This is a genomic window from Streptomyces sp. NPDC040432, from assembly GCF_055595445.1.
In genome coordinates this window covers 140503-160173 of the sequence record NZ_JBVIVP010000014.1, presented here as the reverse complement: position 1 = coordinate 160173, position 19671 = coordinate 140503, and the positions used below count along the sequence as shown (strand labels likewise).

Sequence of the window (19671 nt, the reverse complement as noted above, 5' to 3'; positions counted from 1 at the left end):
CGCCCTGAACCGCGGCGACCGCCACTCGCTCGTCCCCGGTTGATCGTCGGGCGGTGGGGTAGCGGAGCGGCATGGCTTCCGAGAACACATCCACCCCCGTGACCGGTTACGTACAGCCCGAGATCGACGTCGCCTCGCTGACAGCGGTGCTCGACGGCGAGTACGCCGGGATCCGTGACCTCGTCCGCACCAACCTGACGACGTACGCCTCCGTGCTCCAGGAGGCCGACGAGCTCGGCATCGACGCCTTTCGCGAGCGGGTGCGGGAGATCGTCGTCCGGATGGCCGCGACCGGCCAGACCGGCATGGGCTTTCCACCCGAGTACGGCGGGGGCGGTGACGTGGGGGCCTCGATCGCCGCCTTCGAGACGCTGGCCTTCGGTGATCTGTCCGTCCTGGTGAAGGTCGGCGTGCAGTTCGGGTTGTTCGGCGGCGCGATCCTGCATCTGGGCACCGAACGCCACCACGAGGCGTACCTCCCGGACCTGATCACCGGCGAGCTCATGGGTTGCTTCGCGATGACCGAGACCGGACACGGCTCCAACGTCCAGGCGCTCGGGACCACCGCCGAGTACGACCCCGCGAGCCGGGAGTTCGTCATCACCACTCCCGACGAGCAGGCACGCAAGGACTACATCGGCAACGCGGCCCGGCACGCCGAACTGGGCGTCGTCTTCGCACAATTGAAGGTGGACGGCCGGTCCCGGGGCGTTCACGCCTTCGTCGTCCCCCTCCGGGTCGACGGAACGACGGCGCCCGGTGTCCGGATCGAGGACGACGGGCGCAAGATGGGGCTCAACGGTGTGGACAACGGCCGCATCCGGTTCGACGGCGTGCGGGTACCGCGCGAGGCGTTGCTCAACAAGTTCGCCGACGTCACCCCGGACGGCGTCTACGAGAGTGCGATCGACAACCCCAATCGGCGCTTCTTCACGATGCTCGGCACCCTGGTGCAGGGGCGCGTCAGCGTCGCGGGCGCCGGGATCAACGTCGCCAAGGTCGCGCTGACGATCGCCACCAAGTACGCGGTGCGGCGCAAGCAGTTCGAGGCCGACCCGGGTACCGGGGAGCAGGTGCTCCTCGACTACGGCCTGCATCAACGCCGACTGCTGCCGCTGATCGCCCGGACGTACGCCCTCCACGCCGCGCAGGACGTCGTGCGCACCCAACTGCACGATGTCTTCTCCGACATCGAGGACGACGCGCAGGCTCGGCGCCGGCTGGAATCACAGGCCGCGGGCATCAAGGCGCTCGGCACCTGGCACGCCACCCGGGTCGTCCAGGAGTGCCGCGAGGCCTGCGGTGGCGCCGGCTACCTCGCCGTCAACCGGTTCGCGGCCCTCAAGGGCGACAGTGACGTCTTCACCACCTTCGAGGGCGACAACCACGTCCTTCTGCAGTTGGTGGCGAAGGGGCTGCTCACCGATCACGCGAGCGAGTTCGAGGACCTCGACCAACTCGGCATGGTCCGGTACGTCACCGGTCTCGCCGTGGAGACGGTCATCGAGCGGACCTCGGCGCACAAACTGCTGGAACGGGTACGCGACCTCCTGCCCGGCGGCGACGAGTGGGACCGGGAGGCCGGCCTGCTCGATTCGGAGTACCAGCTCGCCATGGTCCGTTTCCGGGAGGAGCACATGCTCGCCGGCCTGGCCCGGCGGATCAAGCGCGGCATCGACCAGAAGGGTGATCCGGGCGCGGTGTTCTCGCAGGTCCAGGACCATGTGATCGCGCTCGCTCGGGCGCACGTCGAGCGACTGGTGACGGAAGCGTTCGTCGACCAGGTGCGGGGCCTGCCCGACGGGGACGAGAAGGCGGCGCTGGGCCTGCTGTGCGACCTGTTCGCCCTGTCGACGATCGAGGCGGACCGGGCGTGGTTCATGGAGCACGGGCGGCTGACCGTCCAGCGCTCCAAGGCGATCAGCCGTGAGGTGACCGACCTCTGCCGCAAGGTCCGTCCCCTCGCGGTCGACCTGGTCGACGCCTGGGGCGTCCCGACCTCGATGCTGCGGGCGCCGGACCTGGTGGGCTGAACCGGGTCGGGCGGGTGCCCGAATCGGACACGACACCGCCTCGGCCGGTGGTCCGCACCCTCCGTAGGGGGTCGGACCACCGGCCGAGGCGTCACCGGGGCGGACTCGGATCAGGAGCCGGCCACGATGGCACCGAGGACCATGCCGCCCACGAGACCGACGGCGCTCACCACTATGGCGATCGTGGCGAGCCGTTCGTGGCGGACGGCCTTGGCGACGATGGCCAGGATCAGGCCGATCACACCGAAGACGATCGGCAGGACGATCAGGGAGATCACGCCCAGCACGATCGCGATGATGCTCAGGACGTTGCCGGTCGACGCGCCGCCCGGGGCGCTTCCGGTGCCGTGTCCCGTGGGCTGGTTGCCGTACTGCGTCGTCATCTTCCACTCCTTCGGAAACGATCACCCGAGGTCCGGTCCCGAGGAGGGCCGGCCTAGCCCGCGAATACCCCGAAGTCCTTTGACAATGCGGCCACTTGGGTGCCCGGGTCGGGACCTGCGGGCGGGTGGAACCGCCCCCCTGCGGCGTCGAGCTCCAGCACTGCAGCCGCGCACCTTCATCGACGGCGCGCAGGCGCGGCCCGACGCCGGCACCCCTCCTGCGCGCCGGAGGGCCGGGCGGCCGCCGCGCCGTACGGAGTGCAGGGGCCCGGGAGTCTCCACGCCCTCCCCCGCCGCGTGCCGTCGCAGGTCCTGCCCGTCCACACGGTGCTTCGGACCGCGCCGGCGCCGCAGCCGAGCTCCCCCGCCGGGGGCCGCCGGCTGCCGGCGGGGAGGGCCGGTTCGAGGTGCCCCGCGGGCCGGTCGGGCGCAGGCTGGACGCATGCCCGACCAGACGGAAATCGTCATTCACCCCGTGTCGCCCCAGGGCGGGCGGAAAGTGACCGTGCACGCGCTGGGCGTGGACGCGGACCTCGGACGCGCCCACACGCCCGGGGACGTGTCGGAGTTCCTGCGTCGCGCCGGCCTGGAGGACGTGGACCTGTCCGAGGACGGGCCGATCCGCTGGGAGGGCGGCGGTCCCGAGGTGTGGACCTGAGTCTGACGCCGTCCGTGGGCGAGCCCTCGAACAGGGGCGGGGAAGCGGCGTACGGCGGCGCGGACGCCCTCGGCGTAGCGCAGGTGGAGGGAGCGATTGAGCGGGGAGAAGAATTCCTGGCGTACGAGGGTTTGGCGGCGAGGCTTCGGGACACACGCGTGGGTACGGTGGACGCCTCAGGAGACGGGCGGCCACCGCGGCTGGGTGACCGCAGGCGGCTCCCCCTCTCCCCCCTGGGAGTCGCCTGCGGCCCGCCGACCGGCGCACCTCGCGGCATCACCACCGCCGGGCGAGCGTCGCGCCCGGCCGTCGCCCGCCGAGCGCGACACACCCCTTCCGACCGAGGACGTCAGTCCGTGGCCTCCTGAGGCTTCGGATCCTTGGGCTCGGCAGGCCGGTCGACCCCTTCCCCCGCCTGCTCCCGCGGCTCTTCCCGCGATCCTTCGCCCGCCTCTTCACGGGGTTCGCCGTCGCCTTCGGCCGCGCCGTCCCATAGGTCCGGCGCCTCGACGACACGCGGGGGCAGGTCGGGCGTGAGGGCGTCGTCGTTCTCGGGAACCTTGGCCGGCAGCTCCGGTTCGGGCGTACGGGATTCGCGGGATTCGCTGTCATGAGTGGTCATGGAGTCCGCCTGCCCCACAAACCGATCCGAACGCCCGGCCGACAGAACAGGCTTTCGGTGCGTCCGGGAGATGCCGAGGCGGCACCGATCCGGGCCTGCTTCATTCCTGGCCGAAGCGCATCAGGAGGATGAGCCTCTCGCGAGTTGCGCCGCTGGCCACTGTCGGGCGGACACGGTCGCGTCATCGACCCACCTCCCCCTTGCTCCACCTATCGATATTCGATAGATTTCCATCGCAAGTCGATGGAGGGATGGGTCATGGGAAAACTGGCAGTGCGGGCGCTTCGTGCCGTGCTCGCGGTGGTGCTCACCGGCACCGTGTTCGTACAGGTGTCGATGATGTGGGCCATGGTCAACGATCCGGAGGACGGGAGGCTGCCCCTGACCCCACTGCGCGTGATCGTGATCCTGGGGATGGTCGCGGGTCAGGTCGCCCTGGGCAGCATCTGGCGGCTGGTGGCCATGGTGCGCCGCGGAACCGTGTTCTCGCACGCCGCCTTCCGGTACGTGGACGCCGTGATCGGCTCGATCGTGGTGATCGCCCTCCTGTGGTTCGTGGTCACGGCGATCAACGCGCCGGGCCAACGGGAGGACCCGGGCGTCACCGTCATCATGGGCGGGATCGGCCTGGCCGTCCTGGGGGTCGCGCTCATCGTGCTCGTGCTGCGGATGCTGCTCGTCCAGGCCGTGGCACGCGATGTCGAAGCGGCGCGGATGCAGGCCGAGTTGGACGAGGTGATCTGATGCCGATCGTCGTCGACATCGATGTGATGCTGGCCCGGCGGAAGATGTCCGTGGGTGACCTCGCGGACCGCGTCGGCATCACGCCCGCCAACCTGGCGGTGCTCAAGAACGGCCGCGCCAAGGCGGTGCGCTTCGCGACGCTCGCCGCGCTCTGCGAGGTACTGGAATGCCAACCGGGCGACCTGCTGCGCTGGGAGGCCGAGGACGTCGCGGCGGACGAGGCGCCGCCGGCGCGGGTCTGAGAACGCCCGGCGGCGCACCGGGTCGACCGGGCCGGATCAGAGGGATCCGACGACCTTGCGCGGGACGACGCGGACGACGACGCGATCGCTGTCCTCGGCGGACGCAGGGTTGAAGTCCGCGTATTCCTTGCCGGTGTACTTGCGGGACAGCGTGTTGATCAGCTGCTGTCCGCCCTCCGTGGTGAGCTCCGCCGTGCCGCGGACCTCGGCATAGGTGTACGGGGCGTTGTGCGGGTTGATCAGTACGGTGACCCGCGGATCGCGCCGCAGGTTCCTCTCCTTGCGGCGCCCGATGGTGGTGGAGAAGAGCAGGTCGTCGCCGTCGCGGGCCAGCCAGGTGACGGACACCTGGGGACTGCCGTCGGGCTGGATCGTGGCGATGGAGGCGAAGACCGGGGTGTCGTCGATGATCTGCTTCAGGTCATCGGAGAGCGCAGCCGTCACGGTCGAGTTCCTTTCAGCGGACTACACCGCCCAGGGGGCGGACGGCACACCCAGCTTCGCAGAGACCGGCCGACCCGGAACGACTCCTTCCGACGGCGCGGCGAGGGGCGGACCGGCGACGGATCCGGTTCACCCGAACGGCGGCCCGTCCCGGCCCCGCCACGACCGGGTGGACGGGCGCGGACAGCGGTGGACAGTCCCCGCCCCCGTCGCCTCTGGCCGGTGGACACCACCTGACGTGAGCCTGGGTGCCGTGCCGGTCGAACCCGACCCGGCACACCCGCACACCCGACCCGCACACCGAGGAGCACCACCATGACGCCCCGTCCGCCCCGCGCCATGACCGTACTGATCGCCGCCGCGGCCTTCTGCGCGACCACGGCCGCCACCGTCGCCACCGCGACCGCCGCCACGACCACGACCGTCCGGGCCTCCCATGCCGCGCAGGACGCCGGACGGCGCGCGCCGAGGATCGTCACCGACTGGGCCCGGGCCTGGAACGGCACCAACCCCCGGGCGCTGGGCGACCTGTTCACCAGCGACGGCACCTACACCGACCGGGCCGTGGGCATCACCTTCCGCGGCCGCACGGAGATCTCCGGGTGGAAGGCCCGCGCCGACCGCCTCATCGACGACGTCCACGTCACCCTGCGCACCGTGCGCCGCGACAGTGGCCGGATCACCGTCGAGTCCGTCTACTCGGGCCACCTCAAGGGCGCGCCCAAGCCCTTCGCGGTGCCGATGACCACGCTCCTCGACCTCGACCGGAACGGGTGCCGCATCGTTGCCGACCAGGACCACTACAGCCTCGCCGACGTCCTCGCCCAGTCCGGCCTGCCCGCGGATTGGACCCCGCCCGCCTCCTGACCGGCGGGGGGCTCGGCAGCGGCCGGGCAGGGCGTTCGTCCTGCCCGGCCGGGCAGGAGGTGGGGGCTTCCCGGGGTGTTGGGGCCGTAGTGCATCATCAGGGTTCCCGTGCACCGTTCCCCGAAGGATTTGATGATGAGACGTTCCGTACCCGCGGCCCTGACCGTCCTGCTCTCGGTCGCCGCGACGGCCGGTTGCGGAGCGCAGACCTCGAAGGCCGGCGCCGACGGTACGGCGACCCCCACCGCCGCTCCCGCGACGAGCGCCCCGGCCGCTCCGGTGAAGGTGCCCCCGCTCTCCGAGGAGGAGGCGCGGGGCGTCGTCAAGGACCTGACCGCGAAGGTCGAGGCCGTCAACCCCGACGCCGAGTACTGGAAGGGCGTCACCGGGGGTCCGCTGCTGGCGCAACAGCTCGCCGTCGTGGAGACCGGCAAGAAGTACGGCGCCGATGAGACGCCGAGCCCCGGCAACTCCCCGAAGACGGAACCTGCCGTGCACACGTGGAGCACCGGCAAGGACGACGGCAGCGACCGGTGGCTGTTCGGCGCCCACGAGGTGGAGGGTCGTACCGTCGGCGTCGCGAAGAGCAAGACCGTGCTGCGCTGGTCCCTCTTCCACCAGGAGCGGACGGGCGGGCCCTGGCTGGCCACCTTCATCGCCCGGGCGCCCGCGACGACCGACCTGCCCGGCATAGCGGTCGGGCCCGACGGTCGGGCGGTCACCGGCGGGGACGTGGCGGGCCTCGCCGCCGACCCGGCGAACGTGTGCGGGCAGTACGGCGACCACCTCCACAGCGACACCGGCACGGGCGGTGTGAAGTGGAGTCAGGACATCACCGAGGCGAGGGCGGGCGCCGCGGCGGGCATCAAGGCGATGCGCAAGGACGTGGGCAAGGGCGGCAAGCTCGATGTGAACGTCGACATCACCCGCGTCCCGCACGGACCGGTATGGCGCACCACGGACGGCGGGGCGCTCGTGGCGTGCACCGCCGTCAGCCGGGTGTACACGGAGTTGGGCCCGGGACGTTCGACGACGTTCAACAGCAGCGGCTGGGCCGGCACGACCGGCATCCCGTGGGCCTCGTACACCCAGCGGATCATGGGCCTGACCGTGCTGAAGGTTCCTGCGGGCGCTTCGGGCGAGGTGTCCGTCGCGGCCGAGTCGAACCTGCCGTACTCCTTCGACGGCACCAAGTCCACCGGCTGACGCATCCGGCGGGGCCTGCGGGCGACGGCGTCCCGCGGACCCGGGGCGTGGGAAAGCACTGCGCGCTCCGACCACTCACGCGGATCACTCATGTGGTTTCGCGCACGGGAGTCATAGCATCGGGCCATGCCCCTCACCCCGTCACGGGTTGAACCGTGCCCGCTCACCCGCACCCTCGCCCTCGCCCTCGCCGACGAGGGTGAGGGCGAGGGCGAATTCCGCTCGCTCCTGCGGGCCTTCCGGGGAGGCCGGCGACGCGGCCGAGCGGGCCAGGGCCTGCCGTCGAAGTCCCGTCGTCGCCCGCGAGGCGGACGGGGGTTGACGACAGGTCCTAGTGACGGGCCTCGATGCCCCGGGCGGCCAGGATCCCCGGGGCGTCGGGGAGCATGTGCGCCAGGGCGAATCCGCCGGTGAAGAGCGTGAGGTTGGGCAGGAGGTCCAGGTCGTCGAGGGACCGGACGTCGAAGAGGTCGTCCTCGCCGTCCCAGACCGGGGCGCACTCCATGAAGACGCTGTGCCCGCCGTCGAAGGTCAGCTCCTCCACGGTGGCGAGCAGTTCGGCGGGTATCTCCAGCGCCTCGAAGTACGCACGTGCCTCGGGCAGGACGGTGTATTCCAACTCGTTTCGCTCCACGTGTGCTTCGAGGTCCTCGATCCCCAGCGCCCGCATGTGATCGCGCAGGCTGAACTCGGGGCCGAGCGTCCGGTCCCAGTACATGAGCTTCTCGATGACGAGGAGCTTGAAGTTGAAGTCGCGAAAAGCAGTCATGCCCCCATCCCTATCAGCGGCGTCCGACGAGGTCGCGGGGAGGTCCTCCGTGAAGTGCGCCGGCGGCGGCGAGGACGGTGCACCCGGGACGTCTTCGAGCTCCGTACGGATTTCGACCGCCCGGCGGAAGCAACCTGTACGGGCAGTCGCACGTCATGCAGCCGGGGGGAATGGGGACGCGGGCATCCCGCTCGGGGTCCCCCGGTCGAGAGCGGCGGCTGCCGTGAGGAGAGAAAGCGATGGATGTCGGATCCACCCGGTTCGACCGGGCCGTTGGCACCCCCGGTGCGGCTCCGGTCACGCACCGAGCACGTTGAGAGGTTTTGTCCCATGCCCGTGGTCAGTCCCGATGTCAGCGTCCTGTCCGAAGACTTCGCCGCCTCCCCCTACCGCTGGTTCGCCCGGCTGAGGGAGCAGTCCCCGGTGCACTACGAGCCCGGTATCGACAGCTATTTCGTCTCCCGCCACGAGGACGTGCGGCGGGTACTGACCGACCACGAGGCGTTCACCACCGAGACGCTGCACGTGCGTGCCGAGCCGGTGATGCGCGGGCCGGTCCTCGCCCAGATGACCGGGGCGGAACACACCGCCAAGCGGAAGATCGTGGTCCGGAGCTTCACCGGCGGGGCCCTCCAACACCAGGTGCGCGCCATCCGCTCCAACGCCGCCGAGCTCATGGCGCCGTTCCTTCCCCGCGGTCGCATGGACCTGGTCAACGACTTCGGCAGACCGCTGGCCATCCGCGTGACGCTCGACGTGCTCGGTCTGGACAAGGCGGACTGGCTCCAGGTGTCCGCCTGGCACAGCGGGGTCGCCGAGTTCATCACCAGCTTGGCGCTCACTCCCGAACGCCGCCGGCACTGTTTGGACTGCGCCGAACGGCTGGAGGCCTACCTGCTGCCCGTCATCGAGCACCGGCGCAGGCACCCCGGCGAGGATCTGATATCGCAGTTGTGCACGGCCGAGTTCGACGGCATCGCCATGAGCGATCGCGACGTCACCGCACTGATCATCAATGTGCTGGCCGCCGCGACCGAACCCGCGGACAAGACCCTCGGCCTGCTCTTCAAGCACCTCATCGACCACCCCGAGCAGATGGCACAGGTCCGGCGGAACCCGGACCTGCTGCCCGCCGCGATCGCCGAGACCCTGCGCTACACCCCGCCGGTCCAACTCATCCCCCGCCAGGCCGAAGGGGACGCCGTGTTCGCCGGCACCACCGTCCCCGCGGGCGCCACCGTGTTCTGCATGATCGGCGCGGCGAACCGCGACCCGCAGGCCTTCACGGCGCCGGACACCTTCGACATCCACCGACCGGACCTGGGAACCGCCCGCTCCTTCACCGCGGCCGCCCAACACCTCGCCTTCGGTACCGGGCTCCACCAATGCGTCGGCGCCGCCTTCGCCCGGGCCGAGATCGAGACGGTCGCCGCGATGCTCCTGCCACTGCTCGACCAGGCCCGGTTCAGCCCCGGCTTCCGGTACCGGGAGACCGGCCTGTACACGCGGGGTCCCGTCGCCCTGCCCCTCGACTTCACTCCCGTACCGGAGGGCATCACCGCCCTCGAATGAGGTTCCGCCTCCCCCACCTCCCCGTCCCTCCTCCCCCAGGCGAATACATCCATGACGCAGACCACCGACATCACCCGAGCCATCAACGACCTGCTGTTCACCCCGGGTCTCGACCTCTCCCAAGCCATCGACAGGCACTTCACCCCCGACTACCGTCAGCGCACCAACGGCGTGTGGAGCGACCGGGCCGCCTTCACCCAGCACATGACGCGGCTGCGCAGCCTGGTCGCCGGCGGGCACATCGAGGTCCACGACGAGCTCCGCGACGGACCGAACTACGCCGACCGCCACACCGTCACCATCACCCGGCACGACGGCCGTACCTCGCGCACCGAGGTGTTCCTCTTCGCCCGACTGGCCGAGGACGGCCGCTTCCAGCGCGTCGAGGAGACCACCCTCCTCGTCGACGGCCACCCCGACGACGGGAACCTCGGGCTGATCAAGTGAGGCGGGCGGCCTTCGCCGGGCGCCGCCGCACCGGGTGGCGCCCGCCGGGGTGTCGGTCGGCGAAGGACCGCCCCCAAGGCCGTCCGGGCACCGCACGCGTGCCGAACTCGGTGGACGGGTGCCGGGTTTGCCCCGGGCGCGGCCCCTCACCTCACGTCCCGGCGCCCGACGGCTCCGTTACGATCTGCACCGGAGCAGCGGCCCTGGAGGCGGAATCGGCCTCCCGGATGTCGGGTGCCACACCTCATTGCCACGCGTGCGCGACAGGGTCCCGGCCGGTCGGCGCCGGGTCGTGCACTTCTCAGACGCTGGAACAAGGGGGTTGGCCGCCATGGTGTCCGTGGGGGAAAGACTGAGCCGAGCACGCGTACGGGCCTTCGTGGGCCGGGACGAGGAGCTGGGGCGCTTCGAGGAGGCTCTGGCCGGAGATCCGCAGGCGCCGTTCGCGTTCTACGTGTGCGGGCCGGGCGGCATCGGGAAGTCGACGCTGCTGCGCCGGCTCGCGGACCACGCCCGCACCGCGGGTCGCCTGCTCATCGAGCTCGACGGCCGGTTCGTCAGCCGGGACCCGGCCGATTTCGAGCGTGCCGCCGGGCCGTTCCTCGACGTTCCGGGGACGGTCCTGTTCGTCGACTCCTTCGAGCACTGCCAGTGGCTGGAGAGCTGGCTGTGGCACCACTTCCTGCCGCGCGCCGCCGACGACGCCCTGGTCGTCCTCGCCGGACGGCGCGCGCCGCAGCCGCAGTGGACCGCCGACCCCGCCTGGTCCCGGCTGCTGCACGTGACCGAGCTGGAGCCGTTCTCCGCCGAGCAGGCCCGGCACCTGCTGGTCGCGGCGGACATCCGGCCGGAGCTGCGGGACCGGGTGCTGCGCTTCGCCGGTGGGAACCCCCTCGCCCTGTCCCTGGCGGCGGCGGCCGGGTCGGCGGGCTGCGGCAGCGAGGAGATATGGGCTCCCTCGGCGGACGTCCTGCGCACCCTGCTGGCCGGGTTGATCGGTGAGGTGCCCACGGCCGCCCACCGCCGGGCCCTGGAAGTGGCGGCGCAGGCACACTCGACGTCCGAGGAACTGCTCGCCGCGGTGCTGCCCGACGAGGACGCCCACGTGCTGTTCTCCTGGCTGAGGGACCTCCCCTTCATGGAGTCCACGCTCCGGGGGCTCCACCCGCACGACGCCGCGCGCGAGACGCTGGCCGCCGACCTGCGGTGGCGGGCGCCCAACGCGTTCGAGACGATGCGCCGGCGGCTGGCCGACGAGTACCTGCGCCTCCTGCGCGAGGGCCCCGAGGACCGGGGGTGGACGGTCACCGACGAACTCTTCTACCTCTTCCGTGAGGGCGAGACACTGACACGGCTGCGGACGTGGTCCCGTGAGGACGAGGTCCACGACCGTCCCCTGCACCCGGACGACCTCGACGTCGTACTGGGCATGGCCGAGGAGACCGAGGGACCCGCCTCCGCGGAACTCGTCCGCTACTGGGCGGGGCGCCAGCCCCGGGCCTTCAGCGTCTACCGCCTCGTCAGCACCGGCCGGATCGTGGCGTTCACGGCCCGACTGGCCCTGCCGGCCCCTCCCGACCAGCAGGACCTGGCCACCGACCCGGTCGTCGCCGCCGCGTGGCGGTTCACCGACGCCACCGCGCCGGTGGGCCCCGGCGAGGAGATCGGCATAAGCCGCTTCTCGATCTACCCCGAGCAGTACCAGGTCCCCTCGCGCGTCATCGACCTGAGCAGTTCCCGCGCCCAGGCGGAAGCGGCCCGGGCCCGCGGGCGCGCCTGGGGCTTCGCCGTCTACCAGGACGCCGAAACCTGGGCCGAACGTGTCAAGGGCACCCTCACCGACACCGGGGCCCGGCCGAGGGTCGGTACGCACACCTACGGACTGTTCGGTGTCGACTGGCGTCGGACGCCCGTGGAGGCCTGGCTCCAACGGTTCATCTCGGCCACGGACATGACCGATGTCCCCGTCCGGTCCGGGCCCTCGCCCGTTTCGCGCGGCGCGTTCGACCAGGCCGTGCGCGAGGCGCTGGCGCACTGGCGCGACGGGAGCGGCTTCGCCGCCTGCGCCCTGCTGCGGACCCGGCTCGTGGCCGACTGCGAGGAACCCGTCGGCGCGTTGCGCACGCTGCTGCGCGAGGCCGTCGACGACCTGGCCCTCGACCCGCGCGGGGTGCGCGCCCGCGAGGCCCTGACCGCGGGCCACTTCTCGGGGGCGCCGACGCAGGAGGCGGCGGCGCGTCGCCTCGGACTTCCGTACGGCACCTACCGGCGTCACCTGCGTCAGGGCCTGGACCTGCTCTGCGAAGCCCTGTGGCAGCGGGAGCTGCACGGCCCGCGGTGATCCGTCAGCGCACCTCGATTCCGATGAGGCAGGTGTCGTCATCGGTGTCGGACGCGGTGTGTATCAGCATGTTGTCGAGTCGCTTTTCCAGGGAGTCCGCGGTGCGGGACGCGACGGTGAGCAATTGCGACAGGGAGTCGGTGACCGCGATGTCGCGGCGTTCGACGAGGCCGTCGGTGTACATGAGCAGGACGTCACCGGCCTGGAGTTGTACCTCTTCCTCGACGAAGGTCGGCTCGGGCAGTGCTCCGAGGAGCATGCCTCCCGTGAGGGGGAAGGCGCCGGCCCGGGTGCCGCGGACCAGTACGGGTGGCAGGTGGCCCGCGCGGGCCCACCGCAGGGTGCGGGTCTCCGGGTCGAAGATGCCGCAGACGGCGGTGGCGGTGAGGTGGCTGGTGAGGTGGAAGGCCACGCTGTTCAGCCAGGTGAGCAGTTGCGCGGGGCCGGCTCCGGTGACGGCGAGACCGCGCAGGGCGTTGCGCAGGACGACCATGCCGGTGGCGGCCCGGACGCCGTGGCCCGCGACGTCACCGACGCTGAGGAGGATCTTGTTGTCGGGCAGGACGACGGAGTCGTACCAGTCGCCGCCGACGAACGCCTCGGTTTCCGCGGGCCGGTAGCGGACGGCGATGCGTAGCCCCGGCATTTCGAGGGGTGCGGGAGCCGGCGGCATGATGGCCTGCTGGAGTTGCAGGGCGAGCCTGCTGCGGTCGGCGGACTCGGCTTCGGTGTCGGCGAGTTGGTCGCGCGTCGCGGCCAGGGCGACCTCGGTCCAGTGTTGCGAGGAGACGTCCTGACAGGCACCCCGGACCGCGTGGAGCCGGCCCCGGTCGTCCAGGACGGGCTCGGCCACCATGCGGATGTGGCGGGTGATGCCGTCCGGGCGCAGGAGGCGGAAGTCGACCGACGATTCGCGTCGGTGGTGCAGGAGCGTGCGCAGGAACCGGCCGATGGAATCGACGTCGTGGGGGTGGGCGTGGGTGGCGAGGTCTTCGAGGGCGACGGGTGGGGCGGTGACGGGCAGGCCGAAGAGGCTGAAGAGCTGGCCGTTCCAGGTGGTGTTCCCGGTGGTCATGTTCTGTTCGAAGCCGCCCACCCTGCCGAGCCGTTGGGCGTGTTGCAGCAGGCCGGCCAGGCGTGCGGTCTCGTCCTCGATCTTCCAGATGAGGAGGAGGGCCGCTCCGTGCCGGGTGATGCTCACGTCGGCGACGGTGGTGAGGGGCACGTCGCCGACGAACGCGGTCAGCGCCGTGCTGAGGACCTGGCAGGACTCCCCGGTGGCGTAGGCCCGCTCCAGTTTGTCGAAGAGGCCGCCGTCCTCGGCCGCTGCCGGGTACGCCTCCAGGAAGCGGGCTCCGGTGACGATCGACCGGGGTCGTCCGGCGGGGTCGACGAAGCGGCTGTTGGTGTGGTGGATCCGGAAGTCGGCGAGGCGTCCGTCGTTGTCGAGGGCGGGGGTGAGGACGAGGGCCGGGTCGTGGAGGTGGTCGGTGAGGTCGGTGAGTTCGGCCATCGCGCCCGGGTGGGCGGTGTCGGCCGCTGTTCCCCGGTGGGGGTTCCGTTCCTCCAGGGTGTGCGCGCACAGCTCGGCCAGGGCCTCCAGTTGGCGCAGGACCTGCGGAGGCTGCGGGGGCAACGCCCGCGGCCAGGCGATCTCCAGGACTCCGTGGATGCGTCCGCCGGTGCCGGAGGGGACCACGACGCGTCCGCCGTCGGGGTGTGGCCGTCGACCGATGGTGGGGACGCCGGTCTCGGACAGATTGGTGACGACCGTGAGGTCGCGGTTGGTCAATGCGAGGCGGGCGCAGGTGGCGACCTCGGGCGGTACGTAGCGCCAGCGCGCGGCGTCCTCCTGGGAGAAGCCGGCCTGCCCCACCAGGGTCAGGGAGGAGTCGGCCGCGGCGATCCAGATGGCGACGCCGTGCGCGCCCAGCGGGCGGAGCGCGTTCTCCAGCAGGGCGGTGGCGACGGCCTGGGAGTCGGTGGCGGCGAGCACGCTGCTCTCGGCCGTGCGCAGGCGGACGGCCGGTTCGGTGGCGTCGGACCCGTCGGGCCCGACGGCGGTGTCGAGGAAGTGCTGTGCGATGTCGCTGACGCGGTCGCGGGCGGACCGGTTGATGACGTCGACGGCGAGGGCGAGGACGGTGGTGCCCGACTGTTCGGCCAGCGTGGTCAGCTGCCGGGAGGCTTCCGTGGGGCCGCAGCCCAGGCGCCCCACGAGGATGCCCTTGGCCATCTCGACCAGTGCCCTTCCCTCGGCTGCCGACTGGGCCTCCAGCGCTTCCTGGCGCAGCCGATCCACGGTGGCGGCGAGACGTCCCGGCCCGCCGGGTTCGGTGCCGGGCGGCCGTTCCGGCGTCGCGTCATGGGGCAGCGGCCGGGGTGCGCGGGCGGCGGGGACCGCCCGCGCGTCGGCGTCGGTGACGGTCCGGTCCTGGTCGTGCGGTTGCGGGGCGGTGGGGTCGCCGGGGGTGGTGTTCACCGTGCGTCGGTCTTCTCCGTGGGACGGGCGGGGTGGCGGGGGTCAGGCCCGGGGGGCTTCCGGGGTTCCTTGCGAGGGCAGCCACCTGCGCAGGCGGAGGATGAGGTCGTCGGCGTCGACGGGCTTGGTGACGTAGTCGCTGGCCCCGGAGGCGAGGCTCTTCTCCCGGTCTCCGGGCATCGCCTTGGCGGTCACGGAGATGATGGGCAGGTGGGCGTACCGGGGCATGCGCCTGATCTCCGCAGTCGCCGCGTAGCCGTCCAGCTCCGGCATCATCACGTCCATCAGGATCAGATCGATCCCCGGGGTGCTGGTGAGCGTCTCGATGCCCTTGCGGCCGTTCTCGGCGTGGAGGACCTGCAGGCCGTGCAGTTCCAGGATCCCGCTGATCGCGTACAGGTTGCGCGGGTCGTCGTCGACGACCAGGACGGATCGGCCGGCCAGGCCGGTGTCCACGACGGGATGTTCGGGCGTGGCGAGGTCGGCGTCGAGGCGTACGAGGGGCAGGGCGTCGCCGGGGCGTTCCGCCGACAGGTGCAGGGCGATGCGTTCGCGCAGCTCGTCGAGGCTGGAGAGCACTTCGAGCGGCTGGGTGGTGGCGCGCAGCGCGATCTCCTCCTGCTGTGCGCGGGTCATGCGGCGGTTGTCGTGCGCGAGTACCGGCATGGAGGCGAGGGCCGTGTCGCCGGCGAGGTCCTGGAGGAAGCGCACGGCTTCGCCGTCGGGGTCGAGTTCGAGGACCACGCAGTGGAACGGTGACTGCGCGAGGACGTCGGCCGCGTCGGCCGCGGTGACGGCGGTGACGACCACGGCCTGACCGGCCGGGCCGGACGTCGCCCGGCCGGCGGTCAGGTCGGCGGCGGCGCTCTCCGCGACGAGGCTCAGCAGGCCGTTGCTGCGCTGTTCGATCACCAGCAGGCGTCGGGGGTGGCGGGTGTCCTCGGCCGGAGCGGTGTCGCCGTACGGTTCGCCGGCGTCGCCGTCGGTCGCCTCCGGGGCCGGGGCGGACGTCTCGCGGTCGACGAGGTCGGGGCGGGAGACGGGGAGGTAGAGGGTGAAGGTGGAGCCTTCGCCCGGGACGCTGTGCGCCGTCACCGCGCCTCCGAGGAGACGGGCGATCTCCCGGGTGATGGACAGGCCCAGGCCGGTACCGCCGTACTTGCGGCTGGTGGTGCCGTCCGCCTGCTGGAAGGCGGCGAAGATGACCTCCAGCTGCTGCTCGGCGATCCCGATGCCGGTGTCGATGACCCGGAAGGCGACGACGGATCCGGACCGGGCGAGCTCCGCGGGGACCTCCGCCGGGGAAGCCGGTTCGATGCGGACCTGGACCTGGCCGCGTTCGGTGAACTTCACCGCGTTGGAGAGCAGGTTGCGCAGGATCTGTTGCAGGCGCGCGTCGTCGGTGAGGAGGTCCACCGGTACGCCCGACGCGGTCGTGATGTCGAAATCGAGGCCCTTTTGGCTGGTCAGAGGCCTGAACGAGGCTTCGACGTAGTCGAGGAGCCTCTTGAGGGAGACCCGCTCGGGATTGATGTCCATCTTGCCGGCCTCGACCTTCGACAGGTCGAGGATGTCGTTGATGAGCTGGAGGAGGTCGGAACCCGCGGAGTGGATGATGCCCGCGTACTCGACCTGCTTGGGCGTGAGGTTCCGGCTCGGGTTCTGGGAGAGGAGCTGGGCGAGGATCAGCAGGCTGTTGAGCGGGGTGCGCAGCTCGTGGCTCATGTTGGCCAGGAACTCCGACTTGTACTTGGAGGCCAGGGAGAGCTGCTGGGCCCGGTCCTCCAGTTCCTGCCTGGCCTGTTCGATCTCCAGGTTCTTCGTCTCGATGTCACGGTTCTGGGTGGCGAGGAGGGCGGCCTTCTCCTCCAGTTCGGCGTTGGAGCGTTGCAGTTCGTCCTGCTGGACCTGGAGCTGCTCGGAACGGGCCTGGAGCTCGCCGGTGAGGCGCTGGGACTCGCCGAGGAGTTCGTCGGTGCGGGCGTTGGCGACGATGGTGCTGACGTTGACCCCGACGGTCTCCATCAGGCGGCCGAGGAAGTCGCGGTGCACGGGGGTGAAGGGACTGAACGAGGCGAGCTCGATGACGCCGAGCACCTGGTCCTCCACGAGGATGGGCAGGACGATGAGGTTGGCGGGAGCGGCGGCGCCCAGCCCGGAGGAGATGAGGTAGCCGGGCGGCACGTTGTCGGTGGCGAGGATGCGGCGGCTGCGCGCCGCCTGCCCGACCAGGGTTTCGCCGTGCTTGATCCGCTGGGGGCTGTCGGTGGGCCGCCCGTAGGAGCCGATCAGGGTGAGCCAGGCCTGACCGTCGGCCTCCTCGCCCAGGTAGAAGGCGCCGTAGCTGGCGTCGACGAGGGGGGTGAGTTCGTCCATGACGAGCTCGGCGACGACGGCCAGGTCCCGGTGTCCCTGCATCAGGCCGGAGATCTGCGCCAGGTTGGACTTGAGCCAGTCCTGTTCCTGGTTGGCCCGGGTGGTCTCGCGCAACGAACCCACCATCGAGTTGATGTTGTCCTTGAGTTCGGCGACCTCGCCCGAGGCGTCGACGGTGATCGACCGGGTGAGGTCCCCCTCCGCGACGGCGCTGGCGACCTCGGCGATGGCGCGGACCTGCTGGGTGAGGTTTCCGGCGAGTTCGTTGACGTTCTCGGTGAGCCGCTTCCACGTCCCCGAGACGCCCTCGACCTCGGCCTGACCGCCGAGGCGACCCTCGCTGCCGACCTCGCGGGCCACACGGGTGACCTCGGCGGCGAAGGAGGACAACTGGTCGACCATGGTGTTGATGGTGGTCTTCAGCTCCAGGATCTCGCCGCGCGCGTCCACGTCGATCTTCTTGGAGAGGTCCCCGTTGGCGACCGCGGTGGTCACGAGGGCGATGTTGCGGACCTGGCCGGTCAGGTTGTTCGCCATGGAGTTGACGTTGTCGGTGAGGTCCTTCCAGGTTCCGGCGACGTTGGGTACCCGGGCCTGTCCGCCGAGGCGGCCCTCGGTGCCGACCTCGCGCGCCACCCGGGTCACCTCGTCGGCGAACGCCGACAGGGTGTCGACCATGGTGTTGATCACCCCGGCCAGCGCGGCGACCTCGCCCTTGGCCTCGACGGTGATCTTCTGCGAGAGGTCGCCGCGTGCGACGGCGGTGGCGACCTGGGCGATGGAACGCACCTGGCCCGTCAGGTTGGACGCCATGACGTTGACGTTGTCGGTGAGGTCCTTCCAGGTGCCCGAGACGCCCCGGACGGTGGCCTGACCGCCCAGGTTGCCCTCGGTGCCGACCTCGCGGGCGACCCGGGTGACCTCGTCGGCGAACGCCGACAGCTGGTCGACCATCGTGTTGATGGTCTCCTTCAGCTCCAGGATCTCGCCGCGCGCGTCGACGCGGATCTTCTGCGACAGGTCTCCCTGGGCGACGGCGGTGGTGACCTCCGCGATCGAGCGGACCTGCGCCGTGAGGTTGTCGGCCATGAAGTTGACCGAGTCGGTCAGGTCCCGCCAGGTACCCGAGACGCCCTTCACATCGGCCTGACCACCGAGCCGGCCGTCCGTGCCCACCTCGCGCGCCACCCGGGTCACCTCGTCGGCGAACGCGGACAGCTGGTCGACCATCGTGTTGATGGTCGTCTTCAGCTCCAGGATCTCGCCGCGCGCGTTCACCCGGACCTTCTGCGACAGGTCTCCCTGCGCCACCGCGGTGGCCACCTGGGCGATGGAACGGACCTGCGAGGTCAGGTTCCCGGCCATGAAGTTGACCGAGTCGGTCAGGTCCCGCCAGGTACCCGAGACGCCCTTCACATCGGCCTGACCACCGAGGATGCCCTCGGTGCCGACCTCGCGCGCCATGCGGGTGACTTCTCCGGCGAACGCGGACAGCTGGTCGACCATCGTGTTGATGGTGTTCTTGAGTTCCAGGATCTCGCCCCGGGCGTCGACGGCGATCTTCTGCGACAGGTCGCCCCGGGCGACCGCCGTGGTCACCTGGGCGATGTTGCGGACCTGGTCGGTGAGGTTGCCGGCCATGAAGTTCACGGAATCGGTGAGGTCGCGCCACACCCCCGCGACGCCGGGTACCTCGGCCTGGCCCCCGAGACGGCCCTCGCTGCCGACCTCGCGGGCGACGCGGGTCACCTCGTCGGCGAAGGAGGACAACTGGTCGACCATCGTGTTGACGGTGTCCTTCAGCTCCAGGATCTCGCCCCGGGCCGCCACGTCGATCTTCTGCGACAGGTCGCCGCGCGCCACCGCCGTGGCCACCTGGGCGATGTCCCGCACCTGGGTCGTCAGGTTGCCGGCCATCGCGTTGACGGAGTCCGTCAGGTCGGCCCAGGTGCCCGATACCCCGGGTACCACGGCCTGCCCGCCGAGCGTCCCCTCCGTGCCGACCTCCCGGGCGACACGCGTGACCTCGGAGGTGAACAGGGACAGTTGATCGACCATGCCGTTGAAGACCGTGGCGATCTCGCCGAGCAGGCCGTCGGCCTCGTCCGGCAGCCGGGTACCGAAATCACCGTCGCGTACGGCCGTCAGCCCGGCGAGCAGCTGGCGCAGTTCCGGCTCCCCCACCGCCCCGGTAGCCCCGGCACCCGCGCGTGTTTCCGCCGGCTTGCTCATCCCAGCCCCATCTCAGTCCGCCCTGGGCACGCCGCGATCCTCGGGGCGGGCCGGGGACAAGTCCACCACACCCCGCGCGGCCCGCGGAGCACAGGTCCGCGAACTCCTCCCGCCCGCGGGCGCCCGCGGGCGGCCGGGGCCCGGGCCGTTCGGGATCGAACGGGGTGGACACACGCGCAGGTACGGGACGGTCCCGATCCTGAGGACCTCCCGCAGCGGACCCGGGTCGCGGGGCCCTTCCCCCCTGTGCCGC

General features: G+C 71.2%; 15 protein-coding genes. 9 read left to right on the top strand and 6 right to left on the bottom strand.

Features of this window, described 5'->3' with window-relative positions; all coding sequences use genetic code 11:
* Window positions 1–71: 71 nt before the first annotated feature.
* Window positions 72–2033, top strand: a complete 1962-nt coding sequence (locus ACZ58N_RS25980) for an acyl-CoA dehydrogenase family protein (RefSeq protein ID WP_471164338.1) — start codon at window positions 72–74, stop codon at window positions 2031–2033.
* Between the two features lie 110 nt (window positions 2034–2143).
* On the opposite strand, the gene ACZ58N_RS25975 is transcribed toward ACZ58N_RS25980, so the two are convergent.
* Window positions 2144–2416 carry a hypothetical protein gene (locus tag ACZ58N_RS25975; RefSeq protein ID WP_471164336.1) on the bottom strand — a complete coding sequence of 91 codons (273 nt, stop codon included), beginning with the start codon at window positions 2414–2416 and terminating at the stop codon, window positions 2144–2146.
* Window positions 2417–2858: 442 nt separating this feature from the next.
* On the opposite strand from ACZ58N_RS25975, the gene ACZ58N_RS25970 reads away from it, so the two are divergent.
* On the top strand, window positions 2859–3074 hold the full coding sequence (locus tag ACZ58N_RS25970) for a hypothetical protein (RefSeq protein WP_471164334.1): 216 nt from the start codon (window positions 2859–2861) through the stop codon (window positions 3072–3074).
* 349 nt (window positions 3075–3423) lie between these two features.
* Here ACZ58N_RS25970 and ACZ58N_RS25965 read toward each other — a convergent pair whose 3' ends face one another.
* Window positions 3424–3696 carry a hypothetical protein gene (locus ACZ58N_RS25965; RefSeq protein WP_471164332.1) on the bottom strand — a complete coding sequence of 91 codons (273 nt, stop codon included), beginning with the start codon at window positions 3694–3696 and terminating at the stop codon, window positions 3424–3426.
* Between the two features lie 258 nt (window positions 3697–3954).
* Between ACZ58N_RS25965 and ACZ58N_RS25960 the strand changes: the two genes are divergently transcribed.
* Both ACZ58N_RS25960 and ACZ58N_RS25955 read left to right on the top strand, forming a co-directional pair.
* Window positions 3955–4440 (top strand): DUF2975 domain-containing protein, encoded by a 486-nt coding sequence (locus ACZ58N_RS25960; RefSeq protein ID WP_471164330.1) that lies wholly within the window; start codon window positions 3955–3957, stop codon window positions 4438–4440.
* The gene (locus ACZ58N_RS25955; RefSeq protein WP_471164328.1) at window positions 4440–4682 is read left to right on the top strand and encodes a helix-turn-helix domain-containing protein; all 243 of its coding nucleotides are present in this window, start codon (window positions 4440–4442) and stop codon (window positions 4680–4682) included. Before ACZ58N_RS25960 ends, ACZ58N_RS25955 begins: the two co-directional genes overlap by 1 nt.
* Window positions 4683–4718: 36 nt before the next feature.
* Here ACZ58N_RS25955 and ACZ58N_RS25950 read toward each other — a convergent pair whose 3' ends face one another.
* A complete protein-coding gene (locus ACZ58N_RS25950) occupies window positions 4719–5126 on the bottom strand; it encodes a PPOX class F420-dependent oxidoreductase (protein WP_471164325.1) in 408 nt (135 codons plus the stop codon).
* A gap of 315 nt (window positions 5127–5441) precedes the next feature.
* Between ACZ58N_RS25950 and ACZ58N_RS25945 the strand changes: the two genes are divergently transcribed.
* Both ACZ58N_RS25945 and ACZ58N_RS25940 read left to right on the top strand, forming a co-directional pair.
* Window positions 5442–5993 carry a nuclear transport factor 2 family protein gene (locus tag ACZ58N_RS25945; RefSeq protein ID WP_471164322.1) on the top strand — a complete coding sequence of 184 codons (552 nt, stop codon included), beginning with the start codon at window positions 5442–5444 and terminating at the stop codon, window positions 5991–5993.
* A gap of 135 nt (window positions 5994–6128) precedes the next feature.
* A complete protein-coding gene (locus ACZ58N_RS25940) occupies window positions 6129–7199 on the top strand; it encodes a DUF8094 domain-containing protein (protein WP_471164320.1) in 1071 nt (356 codons plus the stop codon).
* Window positions 7200–7530: 331 nt separating this feature from the next.
* On the opposite strand, the gene ACZ58N_RS25935 is transcribed toward ACZ58N_RS25940, so the two are convergent.
* On the bottom strand, window positions 7531–7968 hold the full coding sequence (locus tag ACZ58N_RS25935; protein WP_471164317.1) for a DUF6892 domain-containing protein: 438 nt from the start codon (window positions 7966–7968) through the stop codon (window positions 7531–7533).
* A 330-nt stretch (window positions 7969–8298) separates the two neighbouring features.
* Between ACZ58N_RS25935 and ACZ58N_RS25930 the strand changes: the two genes are divergently transcribed.
* The 3 genes from ACZ58N_RS25930 (at window position 8299) to ACZ58N_RS25920 (ending at window position 12328) form a co-directional block, all read left to right on the top strand.
* A complete protein-coding gene (locus ACZ58N_RS25930) occupies window positions 8299–9540 on the top strand; it encodes a cytochrome P450, cyclodipeptide synthase-associated (RefSeq protein WP_471164315.1) in 1242 nt (413 codons plus the stop codon).
* A gap of 51 nt (window positions 9541–9591) precedes the next feature.
* Window positions 9592–9987, top strand: a complete 396-nt coding sequence (locus ACZ58N_RS25925) for a nuclear transport factor 2 family protein (RefSeq protein ID WP_471164313.1) — start codon at window positions 9592–9594, stop codon at window positions 9985–9987.
* Window positions 9988–10327: 340 nt separating this feature from the next.
* The gene (locus tag ACZ58N_RS25920; RefSeq protein ID WP_471164310.1) at window positions 10328–12328 is read left to right on the top strand and encodes an AAA family ATPase; all 2001 of its coding nucleotides are present in this window, start codon (window positions 10328–10330) and stop codon (window positions 12326–12328) included.
* A 4-nt stretch (window positions 12329–12332) separates the two neighbouring features.
* On the opposite strand, the gene ACZ58N_RS25915 is transcribed toward ACZ58N_RS25920, so the two are convergent.
* Window positions 12333–14810: a SpoIIE family protein phosphatase gene (locus ACZ58N_RS25915; RefSeq protein ID WP_471164307.1), complete on the bottom strand. Its 2478-nt coding sequence runs from the start codon at window positions 14808–14810 to the stop codon at window positions 12333–12335.
* Window positions 14811–14852: 42 nt separating this feature from the next.
* On the bottom strand, window positions 14853–19418 hold the full coding sequence (locus ACZ58N_RS25910) for a HAMP domain-containing protein (protein ID WP_471164305.1): 4566 nt from the start codon (window positions 19416–19418) through the stop codon (window positions 14853–14855).
* Between the last annotated feature and the right edge of the window lie 253 nt (window positions 19419–19671).